The following is a 17,521-nucleotide window of genomic DNA, read 5'->3' as shown; positions in this document are numbered from 1 at the left end:
GAGGCGACGACGAGCCTGCGCAGGCATCTGTTGACCACTCGAAGGCCGGACCGGGTGGTCAGCGGCCGAGCGAGCCCACCTCGCTGATCTCGGTTGCCAGGGTTGGACAGACCCAGACGGCTCGGCCGGTGCGTACCACAGGCGTCAGAGGGTGACTCTCCGGATGCTCGGGACAGGGTGGCCAATTGGTGGCACGGCCCAGTGACCACAGCGCCTCGATCGCCCACTCCTGAACCTGGTCGGCGAGCGTGACGAGCTGGGTGACGGTCGGTTGGCCAAGGTCGACCGAGACTCCCTGGCCAGAGCCATCGGCAGCGTAGAGAAAGGCGCTGGCGGTATGGGCGTCGTCTCGCCACGGTTCGTCACGAAGGTCGGGCTGCACCCCGCCGTGCGCTTCGAGATCGGACAGGATCAGCTCCAGCGCCACCGCCAGTTCGCGTTCCACAAGCGGATTGTGCCCGAGTTCGGTGAAGCGGCGGGGAACGACGACAGCGGGGCCACGGTGTTGCCCGTGGCCCCGCTGTCGGTGGGTCTACTTGGTGGCCGGCTTGAGGCAGAGCACCCGGTTGGTGCCCTCGCCGGGCAGCACCACGTGGGGCTGAGCCGGGTCGGCGCACTTCTCCTTCGCGTCCACCTTGGATACGACAGTGAACGCGCCCGCCTCGCCGCAGTTCACCGCCGACGCGCCCTGGCCGACCTGCTTCACACAGGTGCCGACCGCCGGGTCGAAGGCCTTCGAGTCGTCTCCACCGCCGAACTTGCCGAGCAGCATCAGCAGGCCGAGCGGCACCGCCAGGATGAGCACGGCGGCGACCAGCACCGCGGCCAGGACCCGCCCGTTGCGCACCTTCGGCGCCGGCGCCTCCACCTTGGGCTCTTCCGCGTCCGGCTTGAACGCGTCGAACCGCCCCTGGTCCGACTCGGTGGCCTCCTGGCCCCAGGACGGCACCGGCTGCTGCGGCGGCGGGAAGGCCGGGAACTGCCCGCCCGGCGCCTGCTCACCGAAGCTCGGCGCGCTGCCCACCGCGGCGGCGCCCGTGGCCGGTGCCCCGAAGCGGTCGGCCGGGCGGTCACCGCCGGACTGCGGTCGAACCCCGTTCACGGGCCGGTTGTTGCCGGGCGCGTCGACGAAGGAGGGAACTCCGGGTGGGAACGCCGGCGGCGCGGCCGCGGCGGTGGGCTCGCCGAACCCGTTGGGTGCCGACGCGCGGTCCCGATCGTCGAACTGCGGCTCGGACGGCGAATCGTCGCCCCAACCGGGGAAGCCCTGCCGATCCGGTCCGTTCTGCCAGTCCGGCGTGGCCGGGCGCTCCGGTGCCTGCTGCCAGTCGGGTGCGCCGGGGCGGCCGGCGTCCTGCTGCCACTCGGGCGTGGCCGGGCGCTCCGGTGCCTGCTGCCAGTCGGGTGCGCCGGGGCGGCCGGCGTCCTGTTGCCAGTCGGGCGTGGCCGGGCGCTCCGGTGCCTGCTGCCAGTCGGGCGTGGCCTGGCGGCCGGCGTCCTGCTGCCAGTCGGGGATGCCCGGGCGCTCGGGGCTCGGCTCGGCCTGGAACGCGTCCAGGGCCGCCTGCTCCGGCTCGTTGTCCGGCTCGGGTTGGGTCGGGCGGCCGTACACCCGGGGTTGTGGCGTGGCGGCGCTTGTCGGCCGCATCGCCTGGTCGGCCGGAGGCATTACCCGGCTGGCCAGCGGTACCGAGGCGCTCGCCGAGGCGCGGCCCGCCGCGCCGGCGGCCGAGTCGGCGTCCGAGACCGGTACGACCGCGCGGCCCGCTCCGGACTCCGGGGAGGTACGCGGGGCAGGCACCACGGCGGCGCTCGCCGATGCCTCCTCGGCCCGGCCCCAGGCGGCCGGTTCGGCCTCGTACGGTGCGGCAGCGTCCGGGGCCTCCCGCTCGGCGTACGCCGGTTGCTCGGGGATCGGCGGGTACTGCGTCGAGGGCGCGTAGTCGGCAGGCGGGGCGGCGGCGAGGCTGGCGCCCGGCACGCGCTGCTCCTGCGGGGGCAGCGGCACCGCGTTGGCGGGTGAGATCCCCGGCGCGGGCGCGGGCTGGTAGATCGGCGGCTCGTCGGCCCGGTCGGCGTCCCAGCCACCGCGCGACTGGGCGGAGGCCTCCGCCTCGGCGCGGCCCCACACCTCGCCCGGCGCCCACGGCTGCACCTCAGCGACGCCGGAGCTGGCCTGCGGCGGGTTGTCCGGACCGGCGGCGGCCCAGCCGGGCGTCGCGTCGTTGCCGGGCACGCTGACGCTGGCCCGGGCGGTCGCGGGGCCGGCCTGCTCGGCCTGGGGCCATGCGGTCGGTTCCGGACGCTCGGCCGGCTGGTCCTGCGGCGAGAGCACCCAGTCCGGTTGCTGCGGGCGGCCTTCGGCGCCACCCCATGCGCCGGGTTGCGGAGCTTCCTCCTGCGCGTTCCAGTTCGGCGTGGGGACCTGTGCCGCCCCACGGGCGCTGGCCGGCTCGGTCTGCCCCCAGGCGGGGGACGGCTGCTCGGTCTGCCCGGCGGGTTGGCCCCAGGTCTGGGGGGCCTGCTCGGCCGGCGTCCAGACGGGCTGGTCCTCCCGGGCTGCGGCACCGACGGCCCAGCCACCGGACCCGGAGGGGTCGTCCTGCGGACCGGCCGCGCCGGCTCGGCTGGCGGGCTGTGCCGGCTCGGCGTTCCAGTCGGCGGCGGGCGGGTTTGCCTGCGCCGCGCCAGCGGCCCATCCGCCGGAGCGGGACGGGTCGTCCTGGGCGCCGCCGGCGGCCCATCCGCCGGAGCGGGACGGGTCGTCCTGGGCGGCGGGCCAAGTGGCGGTGGCCGGGGGCACCTGCGCTGCGCCCCGGGCGGCCGGCTGGGCCTGCGCCCAGTCGGGCTGCTCGGCGGAACCGGCGGACCAGGCGGGCGCGGCCTGCTCGGGTGGCGTCCAGCCCTGCTGCGGGGGAGTCCACGGGGTGGGCTGCCCCTGCTCCGGTGCGCCACCGCCGGTGGCCCACGCGGGCTGTGCCGGGTCGCTGGGCTGCGGTGCGGCGGCGGCACCCCAGGCGGGGTTCGGCTGCTGCTCGGACTGGGTCGCCCAGGCCGGGGTGGCGGACGAGTTCGGCCGCGCCGGTGGCGGGGGCGCCCAGCCCAGGTCGGGGCCGGCGGCGTCGTAGCCGTTGTCCGGCTGCGCCGGGCGGTCGCCGTACGACGCCGGTCCGCCGGCGCCCGGTGACACCTCGTCCGGCTCCTGGCCGGGGCGGTGCGGGCCCTCGGACGTCATGGGTGCGCCTCCTCCATCACATGTCGGCCGCCGGTGCCGATCGGTCTCCTCGGCATGGCTGCCGGCGTCACCGGCGTACCGCCGTGCCGGCTCCCCGCACCGTATCCGTTGGGCGCACGCGGCGTCCAAGGAGCACCGGTCGTCACTCCCCGTCGCCGGGTGGTGTCGAGCAGCTTCTATCGGCTCGGCGTCGGCCGGGCCGGTGGGCGGCGACCGAAGCCCACCGTACCGGGCGCTGCGGCAGGGCGGAATCCCGGTGTCAGGTGCTGGCGGAACGCCGATGGCCCACCCGGGGAGCCGGGTGGGCCATCGATCTGGAGGAGGTGCGGAATGTCGTGGAGCGTCAGCTCATGTGACGCTGGGCGATGACGAGGAGTTCCTCGCGAACGGCCGGCGAGTTGGCCGAGCGCAGCGCGTGCTCGATGGCACGGGCGCGGCGGTTGGCGTCGCGGTGGTTGCGGATTCGCTCGATCATGCTCATGGCTTGGGTCCCCCTGGCTATTCGGTTGTCGGCCCCTGATGCGTCTATTCAACAGCAGAACGCGGCCAACTTCCATCGATTATTAGGTGAGCTGAGACACTGGCCTAACAATCAAAGGTCAACAGGGTTCGTGGCCGACGGTTTCGTCGCCCAACGGACACGGCCGGTGTGCCGGGCGTTAACCCGTGGCACACCGGCCGTGGCTGGCGTCTCCAACCGTCAGGTCCAGGCGAGCAGTGCCGCCTCGGGGTCGGCGAGGAAGTCGCCGATGTCGCGCAGGAACTTCGAGCCCAGCTCACCGTCGATAATGCGGTGGTCGAAGCTCAGCCCCAGCGTGGTGACCTGCCGCGCCTTGACCTTGCCCTTGTGCACCCACGGCATCTCCCGCACCGCGCCGAAGGCCAGGATCGCCGACTCGCCCGGCGGCAGGATCGGCGTGCCGGTGTCCACCCCGAACACCCCGACGTTGGTGATGGTCAGGGTGCCGCCGGACATGTCCGCGGGTGAGGTGCGGCCGGACTTCGCCGTCTGCACCAGGGCGTTCAGCGCGTCGGCCAACTCCCGCAGCGAGAGCCGGCCGGCGTCCTTCACGTTCGGCACGATCAGGCCGCGCTCGGTGGCCGCCGCGATGCCGAGGTTGACGTACTCCTTCACCACGATCTCGTCGCCGGCCCAGGTCGAGTTGACCATCGGGTGACGCTTGACCGCCAGCAGCACCGCCTTCGCCACCAGCAGCAACGGCGACACCCGGACGTCACGCCACTCCCGCCGGCTGCGCAGGCGCTCCAGCGCCTTCATCGCCCGGGTCACGTCGACGGTCAGGAACTCCGTCACGTGCGGGGCCGTGAACGCCGAGCGGGACATGTTCTCGGCGGTGAGCTTGCGGACACCCTTGACCGGGATGCGCTGCTCACGGTCGGCGCCGAAGCTCGCGGCGCTCGTCGCGGTCGAGGTGGCCGCGACCGGCTCGGCCGCCACCACAGCCCCGCTCGCGGCCTGCTGTACGTCCTCCCGGGTGATCGAGCCCAGCGGCCCCGACCCGGTAAGCGCGCTCAGATCGACGCCGAGGTCCTTGGCGAGCTTGCGCACCGGCGGCTTGGCCAGCACGAGGCCGCCCGTCGCCGGACCGCCGTGCCCGTTCCGGACCGGCTCCGGCGCGACAGGTGCCGGCGCGACAAGCGCCTCGGCCTGCGCCGGGACGGCACCCTTGCGGGGCCGGCGCTTCGCGGCGGTGGTACGCGGGCCGTAGCCGACCAGCACCGCCGTCCGCCCGCCCGGGGCGACACCACCGATCAGACCCGGCTCGATCATGCCCTCGGCCGGGGCCACCTCAACGGCTGCCAGCGAGGCCGCCGACGGGGTGGGCAGGTCGCCTGTGGGCGTGGCCGTGGTCGACGGGGCGGTGTCCAGCGGGCCGGCACCGGGGTCGGTGTCGATCGCGATGATCGGCGTACCGACCTCGACAGTGGTGCCCTCCGGGTGGTGGATCGCCTGCACCTGCCCGGCCCACTTCGCCGGGATCTCCACCGCCGCCTTGGCCGTCTCGACCTCGACGATCGGCTGGTTCAGCTCGATGGTGTCACCGACCTTGACCAGCCAGGCCAGGATCTCGCCCTCGGTCAGCCCTTCGCCCAGGTCGGGCAGGTTGAACGTCTTGATCCGGGACATGTCGCTCACCAGCCGAAGGTGCGGTCGACGGCGTCGAGCACCCGGTCGAGGTCCGGCAGGTACTCCTCCTCCACCCGGGCGGCCGGGTAGGGGGTGTCGAAGCCCGTCACCCGCAGCACGGGCGACTCCAGGGAGTAGAAGCACTCCTCGGTGATCCGGGCGGCCAGCTCGGCCCCGAGGCCGATGTTGGAAGGCGCCTCGTGCACCACCACCGCGCGGCCGGTGCGCTTCACCGACTCGTAGGCGGCGGCGAGGTCCAGCGGGGACAGCGAGCGCAGGTCGATGACCTCCAACTCCCGGCCGTCCTCGGCGGCAGCCGTCGCGGCGTCCAGGCAGGTCCGCACCATCGGCCCGTACGCCAGCACCGTCACGTCGGTGCCGGGCCGCACGACCCGCGCGGAGTGCAGGGGGTACGCGTCGGACAGCGGCGCGTCCAGGTCGACCTGGCCCTTCTCCCAGTAGCGCCGCTTGGGCTCCAGGAAGACGATCGGGTCGTCCGAGGCGATGGCCTGCTGGATCATCACGTACGCGTCCTGCGGGTTGGAGCAGGTCACCACCTTCAGGCCGGCGGTGTGGGCGAAGTACGCCTCCGGCGACTCGGAGTGGTGCTCGACAGCGCCGATGCCGCCACCGAACGGGATCCGGATGACCATGGGGATGCTGAGCCGGCCGCCCGAGCGGTAGTGCATCTTCGCCACCTGCGACACGATCTGGTCGTACGCGGGGTAGACGAAGCCGTCGAACTGGATCTCGCAGACCGGCCGGTAGCCACGGATGGCCAGGCCGACGGCGGTGCCGATGATGCCGGACTCGGCCAGCGGGGTGTCGATCACCCGCTGGTCGCCGAAGTCCTTCTGGAGCCCGTCGGTGATCCGGAAGACGCCGCCGAGCTTGCCGACGTCCTCGCCCATGATGATGACCTTGGGGTCGGTCTCCAGGGCGCGGCGCAGACCGGTGTTGAGGGCCTTGCCGAGGGTGAGCGTCTCCGTGGCCATCAGTGGGCGCTCCCCTCGAACGACTCCATGTAGCGGTTGAACTGCGCGCGCTGCTCGTCGAGCAGTGGCGACCCGTTGGGGTAGACGTTGTCGAACATCGTCACCGGCTCGGGGTTGGGCATGCTGAGGACCCGCTCGCGCAGGTGCACCGACTCGCGGCGGGCCTGCTCGTCGACCTCGGCGAAGAAGGCCGCGTCGGCGATCTGCTGCTTCTCCAGGAATGCCTTGACCCTGGCGATCGGGTCCTTGGCCTGCCACGACTCGACCTCGCTGGCGATCCGGTAACGGGTCGGGTCGTCGGAGGTGGTGTGCGCGCCCATCCGGTAGGTGTACGCCTCGATCAGGCTGGGGCCCTGCCCGTGCCGCGCGTTGTCCAGCGCCGTGCGAGTGACCGCGTACGACGCCAGCACGTCATTGCCGTCCACGCGTACGCCTGGGAAACCGAAGCCGGCGGCCCGCTGGTAGAGCGGGACGCGGGTCTGCCGCTCCAGCGGCTCGGAGATCGCGTACTGGTTGTTCTGGCAGAAGAAGACGAGCGGCGCGTTGAACACGCTGGCCCAGACGAACGCCTCGTTCACGTCGCCCTGGCTGGTGGCGCCGTCGCCGAAGTAGGCGATCGCGGCCTCGCCGTCGTCGGTGCCGACCTTGCCGTCCATGGTGATGCCCATGGCGTACCCGGTCGCGTGCAGGGTCTGCGCGCCGATGACGATCGTGTACATGTTGAACTTGAACTCGTTCGGGTCCCAGCCGCCCTGGTCGACACCGCGGAACAGGCCGAGCGGCATGATCGGGTCGATGCCCCGGCAGTAGAGGACGCCGTGCTCCCGGTAGGTCGGGAAAGCCATGTCCTGCGTCCGCAGCGCACGCCCGGAGCCGACCTGCGCGGCCTCCTGGCCGAGGAGGCTGGCCCAGAGGCCCAGCTCGCCCTGGCGCTGCAGCGCGGTCGCCTCGGCGTCCAGCTTGCGGACCAGAACCAGATCGCGGTAGAGCCCGCGGTACTCCTCATCGGTGAAGTCGACGCGGTACTCGGTGCCGTCCGGCCCGGTGGCGCTGTCGATCCGTTCACCGTCGGGGGTGAGGAGCTGCACCAGCTCCTGGTTACCGGCTGCGCCCTTTTTGGAGCGGGGTGCAGCCCGCCTGCCGCGGGTGGTGCCCCCGGGGTCGCCCTTTGCCATCGGTCTCTCCCTGTCGTGTCTGCGTCGGCACCGGGGGGTCACCCGGCCACGCAACTCGTGCGCCTGCCCGGCTGCTGCCGGACCGGTTCCTGGCGGCCGCGCCTAGCCCCGGTGGGGGTTGCCGCACGGCGTGAGCCGGGTTCTGGCCGAACCCGGATCGGGGAGCGCCGGCGCCGGGCCGCGCCTGCCGCGAGGGTGCGCGGAGGTCACGGCTGCGTTGCCGTCGTGCTCCATATTCGCAGAGCAGGTGAGCGCGCCCACAGTACGCCCGCCCCGCATTCCGACCGCCCACGGTTTGGGGGCCTTTGTCGCCATCGTTGCGCCACGCGTCCACCGGTCGATCCGGTGCTGATTCGTCACCGTTCGGTCAGTGCCGCGTGTCGACACGCGGTGGATGTTGGCTGACGCAGGGTAACTGGGCGAGGCTGATTGCCGCAGGAACGTACCGATCGGGTGATTGGCCGGAATCTCGCCGGTGGACGCCCCGTGCGTGCTCCAACAGCGACGACAAGGGGTGTGCGGTGGACGAGCCAGGTGACGGTCCCGGCACACCCGCTCTCGGCCGCCACCGGTCTCCGGGCGACTACCGCCGGGTGATCGGGTCGCACCGGGCACCGGGCGCGGGTGGCCCCGCCCGGGGTTACCTGCTCACCGTCGCCCTGCTGGCCGGCACCGCGTCGATGCCCGTCCTCGCTGCGGTCAGCGCCGGCTCGGCCACACCGGGCAGCAGCGCGCTACCGGACACCAGCACCCCGTTCATCCCGACCCCGTCGGTCGGGCCGGTGGTCATCCCCATGCCGGTGACCAGTCAGCCGCCGCCGCTCACCCTGCCGTCACCGGGCACACCCAGCGCCGGCCCGACCGCGACCGCCGACTGGGTCCCCGCCGCTCCCTGGCGTCTCCCGGACGAGTCGTGGTCCGGCCCGACAGGCGACGACCGGGTGCCCACCCGCCGGGAGGAGTCCGCGCCGCCCGCGCCGCGACCCACCCGCAGCGCCCCGCCGGCCGCGCCCCCGCCGCCGTCCAGCCCGTCGCACTCGCCGGCGCCGACCGGGTCACCGGACCCCGACCCGACCGAAACGCCCACGCCGAGCCCGACGCCGGCCGACCCGACCACACCCAGCGCGACCGGTTCGTCGTCCGCCACGGCCGTCCCCACCAGCACCCTCTCCGCACCCGCCAGCACGATCCCGCCGTCGCCCGACCCGGGCCCGTCGATCACCCCGGGCCCGTCGGCCAGCCCGCCCGAACCCACCACCGCGCCGTCAGCGGCGGCGTCGCACTCGCGTAGTGCTTCGGCCCCGCCCGCCTCGCGCAATGCGTCGGCGCGCCGGGACGCGGGTGTGAACCTTCGATGATCAAGAGATTTGCGTCAGGAATCGCGGTCGCGGTGACGCGGACTTCTTGATCGCCGCGGTCCGCCGCAACCGCCGGCGTAGGCCGAGCCGGTCCGCCGGCCGGACCCACGCATCCCACCCTCTCCCCGACGGTACGGTGACGAGCAGGCGTCGCCGGTCGGCGGTAGGCGCGTACCGGAGGGGGTGGCGTGGGCGGCGGTGCGGAACCCCGCCCGGTCGCCGCCCGGCCCGGTCCGGGGCTGCGGGTCGCCCGACTGGTCACCGAGCTGACCGCCCCGGCGGTGCTGGTGTCGCTGCTGATGATCGCCGTGAGCTGGCACAGCACCCGGGGCAGTGGTCGCGGCCTGCTCTGGGGTCTGCTCGCGACGCTCTTCGTCACCGGCATCCCGTTCGCCTACATCGTCGGCGGGGTCCGCCGCGGTCGGTTCACCGACCACCACATCGGCCTTCGGGAGCAGCGCCGGGTGCCGCTGCTGGTCGGTCTCGGCTCGGTCGCCGCCGGGCTCGCCCTGCTCGTCGTCCTCGGCGCCCCCCGGCCGTTGCTGGCGCTGGCGGTGGCGGGGCTGGTCGGCCTGGTGGTGGCCGTCTCGGTGAGCCACTGGTGGAAGATGTCGATCCACTCGGCGGTCTCCGCCGGCACCCTGATCATCCTGGCGCTGACCTTCGGGCGTGGGTTCCTCGTGGCCGCGCCGCTGTTGGGTGTGGTCGGCTGGTCCCGCGTACGCCTGCGGGACCACACCGTGTCGCAGGTGCTCGCCGGCGGTGTGCTCGGCGCGCTGATCGCCGCGGTCGTCTTCGGTCTGCTGCGCTGAGCGACGCCGCCGGGCGAACTGCCCCGGGCGACTGTCTCCGGGCGGGCGGCGTGGGCCGCCCGCCCGGCGGTCGTCAGGCGCCGTCGTCGGCGAGGCGGTGCCGGTTCGCCTCGATCCAGGCGTCCAGCGCGGCCGGGTCGTCCGGGTCCACACCGTCGGCCATCAACTGCGCGACAGCGGCCGTGGCCGGGCTGCGCCGCTCGCCTGTCGAGTAGAGCCGGGCGAACTCCGGCACCATCTCCTCGATCGCCTCGTCGGTGCGTGTCGCGGCCGCCTCGGGCAGCCCGCGCTGCCGTGACGCGTACCGGGCCCAGGCGCGCAGCACCCGGGGCAGCATCGCCGCGTCGTCCATGTCCAGCACGGCACGACGGTGCACCCAGTCGAGCAGGAAGAGCCCGGACACCGCCGGGCTCCACCGCATCGGGTCGGCGTCCGGGAAGGAGGCCGAGTGGTCAAGCAGCAGGCTCAGGCAGAAGTGCAGCGAGGCGAGTTCCGGGCCGTCGACGCTGTCGAGCCCGAACCGCGCGGCCTCCGGCGCCGCCAGGAACCGCCGGACCAGGTCGGTGCGCTCGGCGGCGGACAGCGGCTCGACCTCCGCCGGACCGGTCGGATCGGCGGCCGTGGGCAGCAGCGCCAACCGCGCGCCGACAAGCGCGCGGTCGGTGGCGAGCGAACCCTCGTCGGGGAGCTCGGTCAGGTCGTCGGTGACCGAGAGGTGACGGGCCACCTCGCCGCGCAGCCGGGACGGATCCTCGGTGCGGAACCAGGTCAGCTCGTCGTCGGCGCACATCTGCCGGACCTGGTCCAGGATCCGCTCCGCCGGCCCGCCGACGAAGATGTCCTTGGTGATCCCGATGTTGTGGTCGATGAGGGCCACCAGCGCGTGCTCCGGGCCACCGGCCGCGTCGTCGTACGCGAAGGTGGCGAGGTAGGAGGTCTGGTCGCCGTACACGTCGCCGTACGCCCAGCTGCCGGTGAGGTGCACCCGGCCGAGCTGACCGGACCAGGTGGGCGCCTGGCTGCCCGGACGCACCCGCTCGGCGCCCTCGGCGGTCGGGACGAGCGTGGCGAAGACCTGCCGGATGGTGGTGGCCGCCGCGATCCGACGGCGGGCCGTGGCGGCGAGGAACCCGGTGACGAACTCCCGCACTGCGGTGTCGCGGTCGGTTTCCGCGATCGCGTAGACACTGCCCAGCAGCGCGCTGCCGAGCATCTCGGCGTCCAGGGCGGACTCCAGCTTGGTCACGTCGCGTGCGGCGTGCAGCACCGCGTCGTAAGGGGTCTGAGGCGTGGCCATGCTTCGACCCTACGCCGGTCGGGGCGTACGCAGAGGCGTCAGCGGCGGGCGGCTTCCCGCAGCGCGTCGCGTGCCTGCGCGTAGGAGGCCAGCACGATCCGCACCGGGGCGAGCACGTACTCCTCGCCGACGCGGGCGACCTGGGCCGTCAGCCGCAGCTCGGCGCGGCTGCGGGCCCGGCGGGCGGCCCAGCGCACCACCGGGCGGGTCAGCGCCGCCACCAGCAGCCCGGCCAGCAGGCCGCCGAGCAGCAGCACTGTGGGCAGCGGCACCTGGCCGACCATCGGGTTGTCCAGCGCGGGCAGGCCGAGCGCCCGCAGCGCGTAGCCGAGCACCAGCCAGCCCAACCCGACCACGGCGGCCAGGGTGACAAGCCACTGCACACCGCCGACGATCCGCCACCAGAGCGGCCGCCGGCCCAGGCCGAGGTCCGTGCCGGCGATCGTCGCGTCCAGCGCGTCCGGTAGGTCGCCCAGGCGGGACCGGGCGGCGGAGGTGACCGCCGCCGGCCAGGCGGCGGGCAGGTCGGCGGCGGCCCGGTCGGCCACCGCGCGGATCGCCAGACCGAGCGCCGAGCGCTGGGCGGCGGTCGGGTCGGGCACCGAGGTCGCCGCGACCAGGCTCTCCGCCGGGTCGGCCTTGTCGCCGGACGGGCCGGGCAGGTGCAGCCGGCGCAGCGGGTCGGGTCGGAACCGACGCCAACCCCGCACCACGGGCCAGCCGGTGGCCGCGCCGGCCCGATGCCGGTACGCCTTCTCCACCGCCTCGGTCACCGCGGGCACACCTGCCGTGCCGGCCAGTGCCCGGTTCAGCGCGTCGACTGCCGTGTCGTCCGGGCCGCCCGCCGGTCGGGCCGAGCCGACCAGTTCGTCGAGCCCGGCGACTACCGAGTCGGCGTCGCCGGCCAGCCGACGCAGGGCGGCCTGCCGTTCGGCGACCGTACGCTCCAGCGCGGCGCGTAGCCCGACCATCCCGGCCGGGTCGATGGCGGTGGTGGCGAGCAGTGGCACGCCGGTCAGCCCGTCGGAGTCGAGCAGGCGGCGCAGGTCGTCCAGGACGCGGGGCAGCTCGTTCGGCGACAGCCGGTCGGCCTGGTTGAGCACGACCACTGTGACGTCGCGGTGCCTGTGGAACTCGCGCAGGTAGCTGTCGTGGATGACCCGGTCGGCGTACTTCTGCGGGTCGACCACCCAGACCACCTGGTCGACCAGGCCGAGCAGCCGGTCCACCTCCAGCCGGTGGGACCGCTGCACCGAGTCGAAGTCGGGCAGGTCGAGCAGGATCAGCCCGTGCAGCGCCGTCTCGTCGTCCCCGTCGAGGGCGCTCTCCCGCACGAAGCGGTGCCGGGGCAGCACCCCGGTCCAGTCGAGCAGCCGGTTGGCACCCTCCAAGGGCCCCCACACGCACGCGTGTGTCACGCCTGTGGTCGGCCGGCGGACCCCGACCGGGGAGAGTTCCAGCTGGGCCAGCGCGTTGAACAGGCTGGACTTGCCACTGCCGGTGGCGCCGGCGAGGGCCACCACTGTGTGGTCACGGGACAGCGCGAGCCGGGTGCCGGCCCGCTCGACAAGGGTGTGCGCGGGCACCAGCTCGGCGTCCGGCAGCAGGCCGTCGACGGCGGTCAGGAACCTGCGTACGGCGTCCAGGCGGGCGATCAACGCGTCGGGGTCGACACGCTGATCCCCGCGGAACGCCTCGCGTACCCGGCCGGCGATGTTTGTCACCGCGAACCCTCCTCGTCGCCGACCCGCAGTGTGCCGTCGCCGGTGGCCAGGCCGCTGCGGTGCCGGGCCAGCTCGACCCGGCCGGCCGCCCGCCGCAGCGCGTCGCCGGCCGCCTCGGCGGGCCGGGCCTCGGCGGTGCGGGCAAGGAAGCGGTCGGCCTCCGCGTCCAGCAGCGTCCGGACCCGCGCCACCAGATCGACCCGGGCCTTGGCGGCGAGGGTACGCACCGCCTGGTCACCGAAGATCGCCTGGAGGACGGCCTGCGCGGCGACAGTCGTGCCGGCACCGGTGGCCAGCTCCAGCCCGGTGGGGATGAACGCTGTCGAGGCGAACACGGCGATCATCACGGCGAGCCCGGTGGCGTTCACCGCGTACGCGGCCGTGCGGGCCACGAACCGCTTGTCGCCGCCCTCGACCCGGACCAGCTCCAGCACGCCGCGTTGCCAGTCGCGGACCATCCGTTCGGCGCGTTCGGGCAGGTCGTCGCTGGGGTAGGCGAGCCCCGGCTCGAGCAGGTCCGCTCCCGCCGGGTGTGCCTTCCACCCGGTGTACGCGGATTCGGCGGCCTCGGACGCGACACCTCGCAGCAGGGTGATGAGCTGCGACTCGATGGCGTTGCGCAGCTCGGCGGCGGGTGCGGGCCGGCCGGTGACGGCGGCCACCACCCGGTCGCGGAGTCGCCCGATGCGGGCCTCCAGCGTGCGGAAGAACTCGCCGGTGCCGACGAACTCCTGCCAGCGAGCCAGCACCTCACCGCGGAGCAGTCGACCGTCCTGCAGGCCCTGCTCGACGGTCGACTCGGCACCCCGGTATGCCGCCCGGACCCGTTCGTCCAGCCCGTCGGCGGCGGTGACCTGCTCGTCGGCGGCGTCGGCAAGCTCCTCGACGGCGGGGTGCAGGGCGGCCAGCGCGCCGTCCAGGGTCTGCCGGACCACTGCGGCGCGGGCGTCGGCGTCGGCGGCCAGCCGGGCGAACCAGTCGGCAAGCGGCGCGGTGACGCCCTCGGGCAGCAGCCCCTGACCGTCGACCCAGGTCTCCGGGAGGACGAACAGCGGCGCTCGGCGCAGATCCTGTGCGGCGAGCATCTCGGCCAGGTGCGCGGCGATCTCGTCGCTCGCCTCGGCGGGTACCCGGTCGAGCACCATGGCGATCACGGCGCCCCGGGCCCGCGCGCTGCGCAGCAGCTCCCACGGCACCGCGTCGGCGTACCGGGCGGCGGTGGTGACGAAGAGCCACAGGTCGGCGGCGGCGAGCAGTTGGCTCGCGAGCGCGCGGTTGGCGTCGACGACGGAGTCGATGTCCGGCGCGTCGAGGAAGGCCAGACCCGGCGGCAGGGCGGGGGCGGTGACCAGGTGCAGGGAACGTGGGTCGTCGCTCGGCTCGGTGGTGCGGGTGAGGCCGGGCAGCAGGTCGCCCTGCCGGAACCAGGACGCGTCGGCCGGGTTGCAGACCAGCACCGGGGATCGGGTGGTGGGACGCAGTACGCCGGCGGCGCTGACCCGGGCCTTGACCAGGCTGTTGACCAGGGTCGACTTGCCCGCGCCGGTGGAACCGCCGACCACCACGAGCAGTGGGGCGTCCAGTCGGGCGAGGCGGGGCAGCAGGTAGTCGTCGAGCTGGTCGGTGAGGGCGCTGGCGGTGTGCCGGGCGGAGGCGGCGGAGGGCAGGGCGAGCGGATAGCGGGTGGCGCCGATCGCGGCCCGGAGGCCCGACAGCGCGCCGGGGAGGCTGTCGTCCCCGGTGGTGGCGGGCGGCTCCTCCGCGGCGTCCGGCGGGCCGGTGCGGGCTGCGACGGCGGGCGCGCCGGAACGGGTGGCGGAATCGCCGTACGTCGTCACCGCTAAAGCGTGCCCGACCGATGCAAGGGAAGACAACCGGACGGTAATAACGGCTAGGTTGCGTCGGGTCGGCTCAACTCGACTTGACGATTCGCCAGCGCGTGGCACTATTGAGTCAAGTTCACTCAACTTGTGGTGGGGTCCGCTGCGGGCGGTGCCCGCCAGCAGCCCACGGGCGACGCCCGTCACCTGCACAACCTTACGAAGCGAGGAAGCGAAGATGGCACGTGCGGTCGGTATCGACCTCGGCACGACGAACTCCTGCGTCAGCGTTCTCGAGGGCGGTGAGCCCACCGTCATCGCCAACGCTGAGGGCTCGCGGACGACCCCGTCGATCGTCGCGTTCGCCCGCAACGGCGAGGTGCTCGTCGGTGAGGTCGCGAAGCGCCAGGCGGTGACCAACCCGGACCGGACGATCCGTTCGGTCAAGCGCGAGGTCGGCACGAACTGGTCCGTCGACATCGACGGCAAGAAGTACACGCCGCAGGAGATCTCGGCCCGGACGCTGATGAAGCTCAAGCGGGACGCCGAGGCGTACCTGGGCGAGCAGATCACCGACGCGGTGATCACCGTCCCGGCCTACTTCAACGACAGCCAGCGCCAGGCCACCAAGGAGGCCGGTGAGATCGCCGGCTTCAACGTGCTGCGGATCGTCAACGAGCCGACCGCGGCCGCCCTGGCGTACGGGCTGGACAAGGGCTCCAAGGAGCAGACCGTCCTGGTCTTCGACCTCGGCGGCGGCACCTTCGACGTGTCGCTGCTGGAGCTGGCCGAGGGCGTCATCGAGGTCAAGTCGACGAGCGGTGACAACCACCTCGGTGGCGACGACTGGGACCAGCGGATCATCGACCACCTGGTCAAGACGTTCCGTGGCGAGCACGGCATCGACCTCGGCCAGGACAAGATGGCCCTCCAGCGCCTCCGTGAGGCCGCCGAGAAGGCCAAGATCGAGCTGTCCGCCGCCACCACCACCAACATCAACCTGCCGTACATCACCGCCGGCGCGGCCGGCCCGCTGCACCTCGACGTGACGCTCAGCCGCGCCGAGTTCCAGCGGATGACGCAGGACCTGCTGGACCGCTGCAAGGGCCCGTTCGAGCAGGCCGTGAAGGACGCCGGGATCAAGATCTCCGACGTCGAGCACGTCATCCTCGTCGGCGGTTCGACCCGGATGCCCGCCGTGACCGACCTGGTCAAGCAGCTCACCGGTCGCGACCCCAACAAGGGCGTCAACCCGGACGAGGTCGTCGCCGTCGGCGCCGCCCTGCAGGCCGGTGTGCTCAAGGGTGAGGTCAAGGACGTCCTGCTGCTCGACGTGACCCCGCTGAGCCTGGGCATCGAGACCAAGGGCGGCATCTTCACCAAGCTCATCGAGCGCAACACCACCATCCCGACCAAGCGCTCCGAGGTCTTCACCACGGCGGACGACAACCAGCCGTCGGTGCTGATCCAGGTGTTCCAGGGTGAGCGGGAGATCGCGGCGTACAACAAGAAGCTCGGCACCTTCGAGCTGACCGGCCTCCCCCCGGCGCCGCGCGGCGTGCCGCAGATCGAGGTCGCCTTCGACATCGACGCCAACGGCATCGTCAACGTGCACGCCAAGGACCTGGGCACCGGCAAGGAACAGAAGATGACGATCACCGGCGGCTCCTCGCTGCCGAAGGACGACATCGAGCGGATGCGCCGGGACGCCGAGGAGCACGCGGAGGAGGACAAGCGCCGCCGCGACGACGCCGAGACCCGCAACGTGGCCGAGGCGCTCCAGTGGCAGACCGAGAAGTTCCTCGCCGAGAGCGGCGACAAGCTGCCCAGCGAGAACCGGGAGCAGCTCAACGAGGCGCTCGGTGAGCTGCGCGGCGCCCTGGGCGGTCAGGACATCGAGAAGATCAAGACCGCGCACGAGAAGCTGGCGCAGGTCTCCCAGCAGGCCGGTTCGCTGCTCTACTCCCAGCAGGCCGAGCAGGGCCAGCAGCCGGGCGGCGAGGCCGGCCCGGGTGCGACAGGTGCGACCGGTCCGCAGGCCGGCACGGCAGGTGGCGCCGACGACGTGGTCGACGCGGAGATCGTGGACGAGGACGGCAAGAAGTGACAATCGGCCTCCGACACGTAACCACGGCGAAGGGGATGAGGTAGCCGCATGACGCAGAAGCCACGAGCCGCCGACCCGGGCGACACCGGGTCGACGCCGGGTGGCTCCGCGCCCACGGAGCCGGCCACCGGCGACGGGGAGCGGGTCGTCATCCGCAACAACCGCAAGCTCACCGACACGTCGGAGCCGGAGGGGACCGCCGCGGACGCGGAGACCGGCGCACCGGCCGAGGGCCTCGTCGAGGACGCCGAGGTCGTGGTCGACGAGATCGAGGTCGAGGTCAACGCCACCGACGGGCCGGAGCCGTCCGGGCCGCCGGTGGTGGACGCCCCGGCGCAGCCGGTGGACGGCGGTGGTGTCGGCACGTCGCTCGGCGCCGAGCTGGAGTCGCTCCGGGCCGAGCTGGACGAGCGCACCCGAGACGTCCAGCGGGTGTCGGCGGAGTACGCCAACTACCGCAAGCGGGTCGACCGGGACCGCAGCCTGGTGCAGGAGCAGGCGACCGGCTCGGTGCTGGCCGCGCTGCTGCCGATCCTCGACGACCTGGACCGGGCCCGGGAACACGGCGACCTGGTCGGGCCGTTCGGAACGGTGGCGGAACAGCTCACCACCGCGCTGGGCAAGTTCGGCCTGAACGCCTTCGGCGAGCAGGGCGACCCGTTCGACCCGACCCGGCACGAGGCGGTCGCGCACCAGACCTCGGCCGAGGTCAGCGAGCCGACCTGCGTGCAGGTCATGCGACGCGGCTACCAGCTCGGTGAGCGGCTGCTGCGCCCCGCGCTGGTAGCGGTCGCGGATCCGGAATAGTGCGAGACGGTGACCGGGCCGTCCCGTCCCCCGCACAGCGGT

The 17,521-nt window shown here is 73.4% G+C and carries 13 protein-coding genes; 4 read left to right on the top strand and 9 right to left on the bottom strand.

All coding sequences use genetic code 11. The annotated features are described in order from the left end of the window. Nucleotides 1–58 precede the first annotated feature (58 nt). The 6 genes from ACLQ26_RS24880 to pdhA form a co-directional block, all read right to left on the bottom strand. Nucleotides 59–445 (bottom strand): hypothetical protein, encoded by a 387-nt coding sequence (locus tag ACLQ26_RS24880; RefSeq protein WP_425746729.1) that lies wholly within the window; start codon nt 443–445, stop codon nt 59–61. Nucleotides 446–532: 87 nt separating this feature from the next. Continuing rightward, nucleotides 533–3,235 carry an LppU/SCO3897 family protein gene (locus tag ACLQ26_RS24875; RefSeq protein ID WP_425746728.1) on the bottom strand — a complete coding sequence of 901 codons (2,703 nt, stop codon included), beginning with the start codon at nt 3,233–3,235 and terminating at the stop codon, nt 533–535. Between the two features lie 343 nt (nt 3,236–3,578). Further along, entirely contained in the window at nt 3,579–3,716 is a 138-nt protein-coding gene (locus ACLQ26_RS24870) for a hypothetical protein (protein ID WP_007454215.1), read from the bottom strand. 219 nt (nt 3,717–3,935) lie between these two features. After that, nucleotides 3,936–5,393, bottom strand: coding sequence for a dihydrolipoamide acetyltransferase family protein (locus ACLQ26_RS24865; RefSeq protein ID WP_425746727.1), 1,458 nt, complete (start codon nt 5,391–5,393; stop codon nt 3,936–3,938). Then, nucleotides 5,390–6,379, bottom strand: coding sequence for an alpha-ketoacid dehydrogenase subunit beta (locus tag ACLQ26_RS24860; RefSeq protein WP_363681029.1), 990 nt, complete (start codon nt 6,377–6,379; stop codon nt 5,390–5,392). The genes ACLQ26_RS24865 and ACLQ26_RS24860 overlap by 4 nt, the downstream gene beginning before the upstream one ends. After that, on the bottom strand, nt 6,379–7,554 hold the full coding sequence (pdhA, locus tag ACLQ26_RS24855; protein WP_425746726.1) for a pyruvate dehydrogenase (acetyl-transferring) E1 component subunit alpha: 1,176 nt from the start codon (nt 7,552–7,554) through the stop codon (nt 6,379–6,381). The genes ACLQ26_RS24860 and pdhA overlap by 1 nt, the downstream gene beginning before the upstream one ends. 521 nt (nt 7,555–8,075) lie before the next feature. Here pdhA and ACLQ26_RS24850 point away from each other — a divergent pair. Both ACLQ26_RS24850 and ACLQ26_RS24845 read left to right on the top strand, forming a co-directional pair. Next, nucleotides 8,076–8,912, top strand: coding sequence for a hypothetical protein (locus ACLQ26_RS24850; RefSeq protein WP_425746725.1), 837 nt, complete (start codon nt 8,076–8,078; stop codon nt 8,910–8,912). Nucleotides 8,913–9,100: 188 nt separating this feature from the next. Further along, nucleotides 9,101–9,724 (top strand): phosphatase PAP2 family protein, encoded by a 624-nt coding sequence (locus tag ACLQ26_RS24845; protein WP_425746724.1) that lies wholly within the window; start codon nt 9,101–9,103, stop codon nt 9,722–9,724. 73 nt (nt 9,725–9,797) lie between these two features. Here the strand turns inward: ACLQ26_RS24845 and ACLQ26_RS24840 are convergent, their stop codons facing one another. From ACLQ26_RS24840 to ACLQ26_RS24830, 3 genes are read right to left on the bottom strand one after another with little or no spacing between them, the layout of a single operon-like run. Continuing rightward, nucleotides 9,798–11,021 (bottom strand): hypothetical protein, encoded by a 1,224-nt coding sequence (locus tag ACLQ26_RS24840; protein ID WP_425746723.1) that lies wholly within the window; start codon nt 11,019–11,021, stop codon nt 9,798–9,800. Nucleotides 11,022–11,059: 38 nt separating this feature from the next. Next, a complete protein-coding gene (locus ACLQ26_RS24835) occupies nt 11,060–12,745 on the bottom strand; it encodes a GTPase (protein ID WP_425746722.1) in 1,686 nt (561 codons plus the stop codon). Continuing rightward, nucleotides 12,742–14,583, bottom strand: coding sequence for an ABC transporter (locus ACLQ26_RS24830; RefSeq protein ID WP_425746721.1), 1,842 nt, complete (start codon nt 14,581–14,583; stop codon nt 12,742–12,744). The genes ACLQ26_RS24835 and ACLQ26_RS24830 overlap by 4 nt, the downstream gene beginning before the upstream one ends. 220 nt (nt 14,584–14,803) lie before the next feature. On the opposite strand from ACLQ26_RS24830, the gene dnaK reads away from it, so the two are divergent. Both dnaK and ACLQ26_RS24820 read left to right on the top strand, forming a co-directional pair. Further along, nucleotides 14,804–16,672: a molecular chaperone DnaK gene (gene dnaK, locus ACLQ26_RS24825; RefSeq protein ID WP_363681042.1), complete on the top strand. Its 1,869-nt coding sequence runs from the start codon at nt 14,804–14,806 to the stop codon at nt 16,670–16,672. Between the two features lie 48 nt (nt 16,673–16,720). After that, the gene (locus ACLQ26_RS24820; protein WP_425746720.1) at nt 16,721–17,479 is read left to right on the top strand and encodes a nucleotide exchange factor GrpE; all 759 of its coding nucleotides are present in this window, start codon (nt 16,721–16,723) and stop codon (nt 17,477–17,479) included. The last annotated feature ends 42 nt before the right edge of the window (nt 17,480–17,521 follow it).

The sequence above is a fragment of the Micromonospora sp. DT43 genome (assembly GCF_049841645.1).
GTDB lineage: Bacteria > Actinomycetota > Actinomycetes > Mycobacteriales > Micromonosporaceae > Micromonospora.
This window is presented reverse-complemented; position numbering and strand designations above follow the sequence as displayed.

What these genes read in the sequence shown, in the direction of transcription:
- pdhA (WP_425746726.1), bottom strand. Translation starts at nt 7,554, where the DNA reads ATGGCAAAGGGCGACCCCGGGGGCACCACCCGCGGCAGGCGGGCTGCA.
- ACLQ26_RS24870 (WP_007454215.1), bottom strand. Translation starts at nt 3,716, where the DNA reads ATGAGCATGATCGAGCGAATCCGCAACCACCGCGACGCCAACCGCCGC.
- dnaK (WP_363681042.1), top strand. Translation starts at nt 14,804, where the DNA reads ATGGCACGTGCGGTCGGTATCGACCTCGGCACGACGAACTCCTGCGTC.
- ACLQ26_RS24860 (WP_363681029.1), bottom strand. Translation starts at nt 6,379, where the DNA reads ATGGCCACGGAGACGCTCACCCTCGGCAAGGCCCTCAACACCGGTCTG.
- ACLQ26_RS24875 (WP_425746728.1), bottom strand. Translation starts at nt 3,235, where the DNA reads ATGACGTCCGAGGGCCCGCACCGCCCCGGCCAGGAGCCGGACGAGGTG.
- ACLQ26_RS24840 (WP_425746723.1), bottom strand. Translation starts at nt 11,021, where the DNA reads ATGGCCACGCCTCAGACCCCTTACGACGCGGTGCTGCACGCCGCACGC.
- ACLQ26_RS24820 (WP_425746720.1), top strand. Translation starts at nt 16,721, where the DNA reads ATGACGCAGAAGCCACGAGCCGCCGACCCGGGCGACACCGGGTCGACG.